This window comes from Geodermatophilus sp. SYSU D01176 (assembly GCF_054050015.1).
Genome location: NZ_JBJGYN010000093.1, coordinates 1 through 6,797, shown reverse-complemented (window position 1 = coordinate 6,797; position 6,797 = coordinate 1). Strand labels below are relative to the sequence as shown.

7 protein-coding genes are annotated in these 6,797 nt (G+C 73.5%); 6 read left to right on the top strand and 1 reads right to left on the bottom strand.

Features of this window, described 5'->3' with window-relative positions:
- The first annotated feature begins 113 nt into the window (after positions 1-113).
- The 5 genes from ACI78Z_RS24615 to folP all read left to right on the top strand — a co-directional run bounded on the left by ACI78Z_RS24615 (position 114) and on the right by folP (position 5,791).
- Entirely contained in the window at positions 114-701 is a 588-nt protein-coding gene (locus ACI78Z_RS24615; protein WP_457039166.1) for a sarcosine oxidase subunit gamma, read from the top strand.
- Between the two features lie 52 nt (positions 702-753).
- The gene (locus ACI78Z_RS24610; protein ID WP_457039165.1) at positions 754-3,222 is read left to right on the top strand and encodes a GcvT family protein; all 2,469 of its coding nucleotides are present in this window, start codon (positions 754-756) and stop codon (positions 3,220-3,222) included.
- A 104-nt stretch (positions 3,223-3,326) separates the two neighbouring features.
- Entirely contained in the window at positions 3,327-3,947 is a 621-nt protein-coding gene (locus ACI78Z_RS24605; RefSeq protein ID WP_457039164.1) for a cyclodeaminase/cyclohydrolase family protein, read from the top strand.
- Entirely contained in the window at positions 3,944-4,783 is an 840-nt protein-coding gene (locus tag ACI78Z_RS24600) for a bifunctional 5,10-methylenetetrahydrofolate dehydrogenase/5,10-methenyltetrahydrofolate cyclohydrolase (RefSeq protein WP_457039163.1), read from the top strand. The genes ACI78Z_RS24605 and ACI78Z_RS24600 overlap by 4 nt, the downstream gene beginning before the upstream one ends.
- Positions 4,784-4,909: 126 nt before the next feature.
- Positions 4,910-5,791, top strand: coding sequence for a dihydropteroate synthase (folP, locus tag ACI78Z_RS24595; protein WP_457039162.1), 882 nt, complete (start codon positions 4,910-4,912; stop codon positions 5,789-5,791).
- Positions 5,792-5,829: 38 nt separating this feature from the next.
- Here folP and ACI78Z_RS24590 read toward each other — a convergent pair whose 3' ends face one another.
- Positions 5,830-6,498, bottom strand: a complete 669-nt coding sequence (locus tag ACI78Z_RS24590) for a GntR family transcriptional regulator (RefSeq protein ID WP_457039161.1) — start codon at positions 6,496-6,498, stop codon at positions 5,830-5,832.
- Positions 6,499-6,640: 142 nt separating this feature from the next.
- Here ACI78Z_RS24590 and ACI78Z_RS24585 point away from each other — a divergent pair.
- Positions 6,641-6,797 (top strand): serine dehydratase beta chain (locus ACI78Z_RS24585; RefSeq protein WP_457039167.1); only part of this gene is annotated, 157 nt, incomplete at its 3' end.

Genomic DNA, 6,797 nt, shown 5'->3' with positions numbered 1-6,797 from the left:
CAAGGGCGGCCGGGAGCGCGTCGGCGACACCGTCCACGTGCCCGTCAACGGCACCCTCGTCCCGGTCGAGGTGACCGGCTCGGTGCTGGTCGACCCCGAAGGAGCCCGCCGCGATGGCTGACCTGCTGACCCGCACCCACCCGGTCGAGGGGTGGCGCACCGCCTTCGAGCGGCTGCCCGACACCGTCGGCATCACCGTCGAGCCGTACGTCGCGATGGTCGACGTCCGGCTCGGCACCGTCGGCGCCGAGGCGTCGGCGGCGTTGGGCGTCGACCTGCCGACGGCGCCCAACACCTGGGTGCCGGCCGGCACGGGGCGGGCCGTCTGGCTCGGCCCCGACGAGTGGCTGCTCAGCAGCACCACGGAGACGCCGGGGGACCTGGAGGTCCGGGTCCGGGACGCCGTCCTCCCGCTGGGCGGGTCCGCGGCGGACGTCTCCTCCCAGCGGATCGGCCTCCGGCTGACCGGTGCGCGGGCGCGCGACGTCCTCGCCAAGGGTTGCTCGATCGACCTGCACCCACGGGTGTTCGTCCCCGGCAGCAGTGCGCAGACGATGCTCGGCCAGGCCGGCGTCGTGCTGCTGGCCCTGTCCGACACCGCCGACGACTTCGTCGTCCTGGTCCGGTCGTCCTTCGCCGGCTACCTCGCCGACTGGCTGCTCGACGCGGCCCTCGAGTTCACCACCACCCACGACAGCTGACCGACCCTCGTCGGCAGTCCCCGGATCCACCGGCACGTCAGGAGCGAGAGCAATGTCCACCACCCCTCGTGTGGTCATCATCGGAGCGGGGATCGTCGGCGCCAACCTGGCCGACGAGCTGACCGCCCGCGGCTGGGACCGGGTCACCGTGGTCGACCAGGGCCCGCTGCCGCTCACCGGCGGCTCCACCTCGCACGCCCCGGGCCTGGTCTTCCAGACCAACGCCTCCAAGACCATGACGGCGTTCGCCAGCTACACCGTGGAGAAGCTCAAGAGCATCGACGTCGACGGCGCCTGGTGCTTCAACCAGGTCGGCGGCCTGGAGGTCGCCACCACGCCGGAGCGGCTCGCCGACCTGCACCGCAAGCAGGGCTGGGCCACCTCCTGGGGCGTCGAGTCGCAGGTGGTCGACGTGGACGAGTGCGTGCGGCTGCACCCGCTGGTCGACCGCGACCGCATCCTCGGTGGCCTGCACATCCCCAGCGACGGCCTGGCCAAGGCGTCGCGGGCGGTCGTCGCGCTGGCCCGCCGCGCCGAGGCGCGGGGTGCCCGCTTCCAGGGCTCGACCCGGGTGACCGGCATCGAGCAGGCGGGCGGCCGGGTGACCGGCGTCCGGACCCCGGACGGCGTCATCCCCGCCGACGTGGTGGTCTCCTGCGCCGGCTTCTGGGGGCAGGAGCTCGGCGCGATGGTCGGGATGGACGTGCCGCTGCTGCCCCTGGCCCACCAGTTCGTCTGGACCGGCCAGGTACCGGACCTGGTCGGCCGCAACGACGAGCTCACCGAGGCGAGCCTGCCGATCCTGCGCCACCAGGACCAGGACCTCTACTACCGGGAGCGCGTCGACCGCCTCGGGATCGGGTCCTACGCCCACCGGCCGATGCCCGTCGACCTGCGCGAGCTGCCCCAGGGGGACGGCGTGCGGGAGTCGTCGATGCCCTCGATGCTGCCCTTCACCGAGGAGGACTTCGCCCCGGCCTGGGAGCAGAGCCGGCTGCTGCTGCCCTCGCTGCGCTCCTCGAAGATCGACGACGGCTTCAACGGTGTCTTCTCGTTCACGCCGGACGGCGGCCCGCTGGTCGGGGAGTCGCGCGACGTGGCAGGGTTCTGGATCGCCGAAGCGGTCTGGGTGACCCACTCGGCCGGGGTGGCCCGGGCCGTGGCCCAGCTGCTCGTCGACGGGCGCAGCGAGATCGACCTGCACGGCTGCGACGTGCACCGCTTCGAGGACGTCCAGCTCGCGCCGGAGTACGTGAGCGAGACGTCGCAGCAGAACTTCGTGGAGATCTACGACGTGCTGCACCCGCTGCAGCCGCGGCTGTCCCCGCGGAACCTGCGGGTCAGCCCCTTCCACGCCCGGCAGCGCGAGCTCGGCGCGGTCTTCCTCGAGGCCGCCGGCTGGGAGCGGCCGCACTGGTACGAGGCCAACGCCGAACTGGTGAAGGAGCTCCCCACGGAGTGGATCCCGCCGTCGCGGGACTCGTGGAGCGCGCAGTTCCACTCGCCGATCGCGGCCGCCGAGGCGTGGAAGACCCGCACCGCCGTCGCCATGTACGACATGACCCCGCTCAAGCGGCTGGAGGTCAGCGGCCCCGGCGCCCTCGACCTCCTGCAGCGGCTGACGACCGGGGAGATGGACAAGTCCGTCGGGTCGGTGACCTACGCGCTGGCCCTCGACGAGGCCGGTGGCATCCGCAGCGACCTCACCGTCGCCCGGCTGGGGGAGCAGCTGTTCCAGGTCGGCGCCAACGGCCCCCTGGACCTCGACCACCTCCTGCGCGAGGCGCCGGGCGACGGCAGCGTGCAGATCCGGGACACCACCGGCGGCACCTGCTGCATCGGCCTGTGGGGCCCCCGGGCCCGCGACCTCGTGCAGCGGCTCAGCGCCGACGACTTCTCCAACGACGGGCTCAAGTACTTCCGCGCCAAGCGGGCCCGGATCGGAGGAGTGCCGGTCACGGCGATGCGGCTGTCCTACGTCGGCGAGCTGGGCTGGGAGATCTACACCAGTGCTGACAACGGTCAGCGGCTCTGGGACGTGCTGTGGCGCGCCGGCCAGGACCTCGGCGTGATCGCCGCGGGCCGTGCGGCCTTCACCAGCCTGCGGCTCGAGAAGGGGTACCGCGCCTGGGGCCACGACATGACCACCGAGCACAACCCCTACGAGGCCGGTCTCGGGTTCGCCGTCCGCACCCGGAAAGAGGCCGACTTCGTGGGGCGGCAGGCCCTCGCCGGGATCGGCGACGACACGGTCAGCCGCCGGCTGTCCTGCCTGACGATCGACGACGGCCGCAGCGTCGTCCTCGGCCACGAGCCGGTCCTCGTCGACGGCCGCCCGGCCGGCTACGTGACCAGCGCGGCCTTCGGGCACACCGTCGGCCGGCCCATCGCCTACGCCTGGTTGCCGGCCTCGGCGACCGTCGGGACGAGGGTCGAGATCGAGTACTTCGGTGCGCGCATCAACGCCACCGTCGCCGCCGAGCCGCTCGTCGACCCGGAGATGACCCGGCTCCGCGGCTAGCCCGCACCCACCCACCCATCCCGCCGGATCGGCGGGCGACCCCGACCACTCCCGGGGCCACCCGCCGGCCCGCGGCCGTGCCCCCATCCTGGAGGACCCCGCTCATGCGCACCGACACCATCGAGACGTTCCTGGAGCAGCTCGCCGCCAGGGTGCCCGCCCCGGGAGGAGGGGCCACTGCTGCGCTGCACGCGGCCCAGGCCGCCGCCCTGGTGGCGATGGTCGCCCGCTACAGCGACTCGGCGAAGTACGCCGAGCACGCCGAGGAGATCGCCACCCTCACGGCCACAGCCGATCGGCTGCGCCAGAACGCCGTGGGCCTGGCCGAGGAGGACGCCGCGGCCTTCACCGCGGTCACCGAGGCCTACCGGCTCCCGAAGGGGACGCCGGACGAGGCCGCAGCCCGGTCCGAGGCCATCGCGAGGGCCCTGGTCGCCGCGGCGAACGTGCCGGCCATCGTCGTCCGCGTCGCCGACCAGGTGCTGGGCCTGGCCGAGCAGCTGCTGCCGATCGGAAACCGCAACGTGATCAGCGACGTCGCCGCCGCCGCGGAGGCAGCCCGGGCCGCGGCCACGACGGCGCGGGTCAACGTGGAGGTCAACCTCGGCGGCATCAAGGACCCGGCGACCTGGGGAGAGCTCGCGGCGGTCGTCGACACCGTCGACGACCTGGTCCTGCGCGCGGAGAAGGTCACCGCCGCCGTCCGGGACGGGCTGGTCCGATGACCGCGACGTTGAGCGGGACCGAGCTGGCCGCCGGCATCCGCGCCGAGGTCGCCGCCGCGGCCGCGGACCTGGCCGCCGCCGGGACACGGCCCCGGTTGGCCGTGGTCGTCGCGACGGCGGACGAGTCCAGCGCCTGGTACGTCCGCTCCATCGCCCGGGCCGCCGAGAAGACCGGCATCGCCTGCTCGGTCGTCGACGTCGGGGAGACGGCGGCACCGGACCGGATCCGCGCCGAGCTGGCCGCGCTGAGCGCAGATCCCGAGGTGCACGGCATCATCCTGCAGACCCCGCTCCCGGCCGACGCGGTCTTCGAGGACCTCGCCGCGTCGATCGACCCGGCCAAGGACGTCGACGGCGCCAACCCGCTCAGCCTGGGACGGCTGGCCGCGGGCCTGCCCGCTTTCCCGCCGGCAACGGCCCAGGCGGTCCTCGCGCTCCTGGACCACCACGGCATCCCCCTGTCCGGTGCGCACGCCGTCGTGGTCGGCCGCTCCACCGTGGTCGGCAAGCCGGCGGCGCACCTGCTGCTGCAGCGGGACGCCACCGTGACCGTCTGTCACAGCCGCACCAAGGACCTGGCCGAGGTCACGCGGTCCGCGGACGTGCTCGTCGCGGCCGTCGGGCGAGCGCAGCTCATCACGGCCGAGCACGTCACCGAGGACGCGGTCGTCATCGACGTCGGGACCAACCCGACGCCCGACGGCGGCCTGGTCGGGGACGTCGACGCCGGCTCTGTCAGCGGACGGGTCGCCGGACTGACCCCGGTGCCCGGCGGGGTCGGCCCGGTCACCACCGCACTCCTCCTACGGCACACGGTCGCGTCCGCGCGCGGCTGAGCAAGGACCCCCCACCCCTCGCAGGCTCGCGGCGGGACCCTGCAGGGGGGCCGGCCCGAGAGGGGCCGGCGGGGCGGCCGTGTCCCCGCCGCCCCGCCTCCCGGACCACACAGATCGGAGCACCTCATGAGCGGTACGGCCGTGGCGGACGTCGTGTTCGACCTGCCCGCGGAGACCGGCACCTCGACGCACCCCCTGACCGGGGCCCTCGCGGCGAGGCGGCCCCTGGTCTGCGGCATCCTGAACGTGACCCCCGACTCCTTCTCCGACGGCGGGCGCTTCGACAGCCTCGACCGAGCCGTGGAGCACGGGCGCACCCTGGCTGCCGAAGGGGCCGACCTCATCGACATCGGCGGGGAGTCCACCCGCCCCGGCTCGCGCCCGCCGACCGTCGCCGAGGAGCTCGACCGCGTCGTCCCGGTGGTCGAGGCCCTGGGCCGGTTGGTCCCCGTGCCGCTCTCCGTGGACACCTCCTGTCCCGAGGTCATGAGAGCCGCGGTGGCCGCCGGCGCGAGCATGGTCAACGACGTGCGGGCGCTGCAGCGGCCGGGCGCCCTGGAGGCCGCCGCGCAGCTCGGCGTACCGGTGTGCCTCACGCACATGCAGCGCTCGCCGGAGACCATGCAGGAGGACCCGCGCTACCGGGACGTCGTCATCGACGTCCGCACCTTCCTCGCCGAGCGCATCGGTGCCTGCCTCGACGCCGGCGTCCGCCCCGAGCACGTGGTGGTCGACCCGGGGTTCGGGTTCGGCAAGACGCTGTCGCACAACGTCGCGCTGCTGGCGTCGCTCGACGCGTTCACCGGCCTGGGGGTCCCCGTCATGGTGGGGCTGTCCCGCAAGTCCATGCTCGGGCAGCTGACCGGACGGACCGTGCCGGACCGGCTGCCCGGATCGCTGGCCGCGGCGCTCGTCGCGGTCCAGCGAGGAGCCTCCGTGCTCCGCGTGCACGACGTCGCGGCCACGCGGGACGTCCTCGCCGTCCTGGAGGCCGTCGGCCCGGTGTGAAGGAGGACCCCTCTGCCTCGTGGCGAGCGAGGGTCCTCTCAGATCACCGCGCGGATCGCTCTGTCGAAGCCGAGGACGTGCTCGCGGGCGAGGTCGTCCGCCCGGTCGGGGTCGCCGGCGGCGATCGCCCGGAGCAGCTCCACGTGCTCCCCGACGTGCTCGTCCACCGTGGGCAGCCGGTCGAGGAACAGGCAGAAGATCCGGGTCGCCAGGTTGTCGTAGCGGATCAGGACGTCCTCCAGGTGGGGATTGCCGGCCGCCCGGTAGATGGCCCGGTGCACCGCGAGGTCCCAGCGCATCAACTCGGTCCGGTCGACCTGGGTGACGTCCAACTGCTCGATGTGCGCGGCCAGCTCCTCGAGGTCGAGCTGCGCCGAGCGAGTGGCGCGCTCGGCGGCCCGGCGCGCGGCCAGCGGCTCGAGCTGGGCGCGGATGTCCGAGATGTGCGCCAGGTCGGTGATGTCCATGCCGGTCGCGAACGTGCCTCGCCGCGGATAAGACGTCACCAGCCGGTCGCCCTCCAGGCGCTTGAGCGCCTCGCGGACCGGGGTGCGGCCCACGCCGAGGTCCTTGGCCAGCCCGTCGTCGTCGATCGGATCCCCGGGGCGGATGTCGAGCATGATCAGCCGGTCCCTGATCGCCACGTATGCCTTGTCCGCCAGGGACGTGATGGCCGGCTGGTCGAGGTCCAACGGTGCGACGGTCACGAGCAGATCGTAGAGGTTGACGGCCACCGGCCCTTGCCTCTTCAGAGGGATCGACATACCTTGAGACTACATCTGATATACCAATCGTGTACCTGTCTGCGGTTGGTGTCGTAGCTACACCGGGGTGGAGAGGGAGGCACGGATGACGATCAGCGCGTTCGACCTGTTCAAAGTCGGTATCGGGCCGTCGAGCTCGCACACCGTCGGCCCGATGCGGGCGGCCGCGAGCTTCGCCGCCCGGCTGCGCGAGGACGGGCTGCTGGCGCGGACCGCGGGGGTGCGCTGCGAGCTGTTCGGGT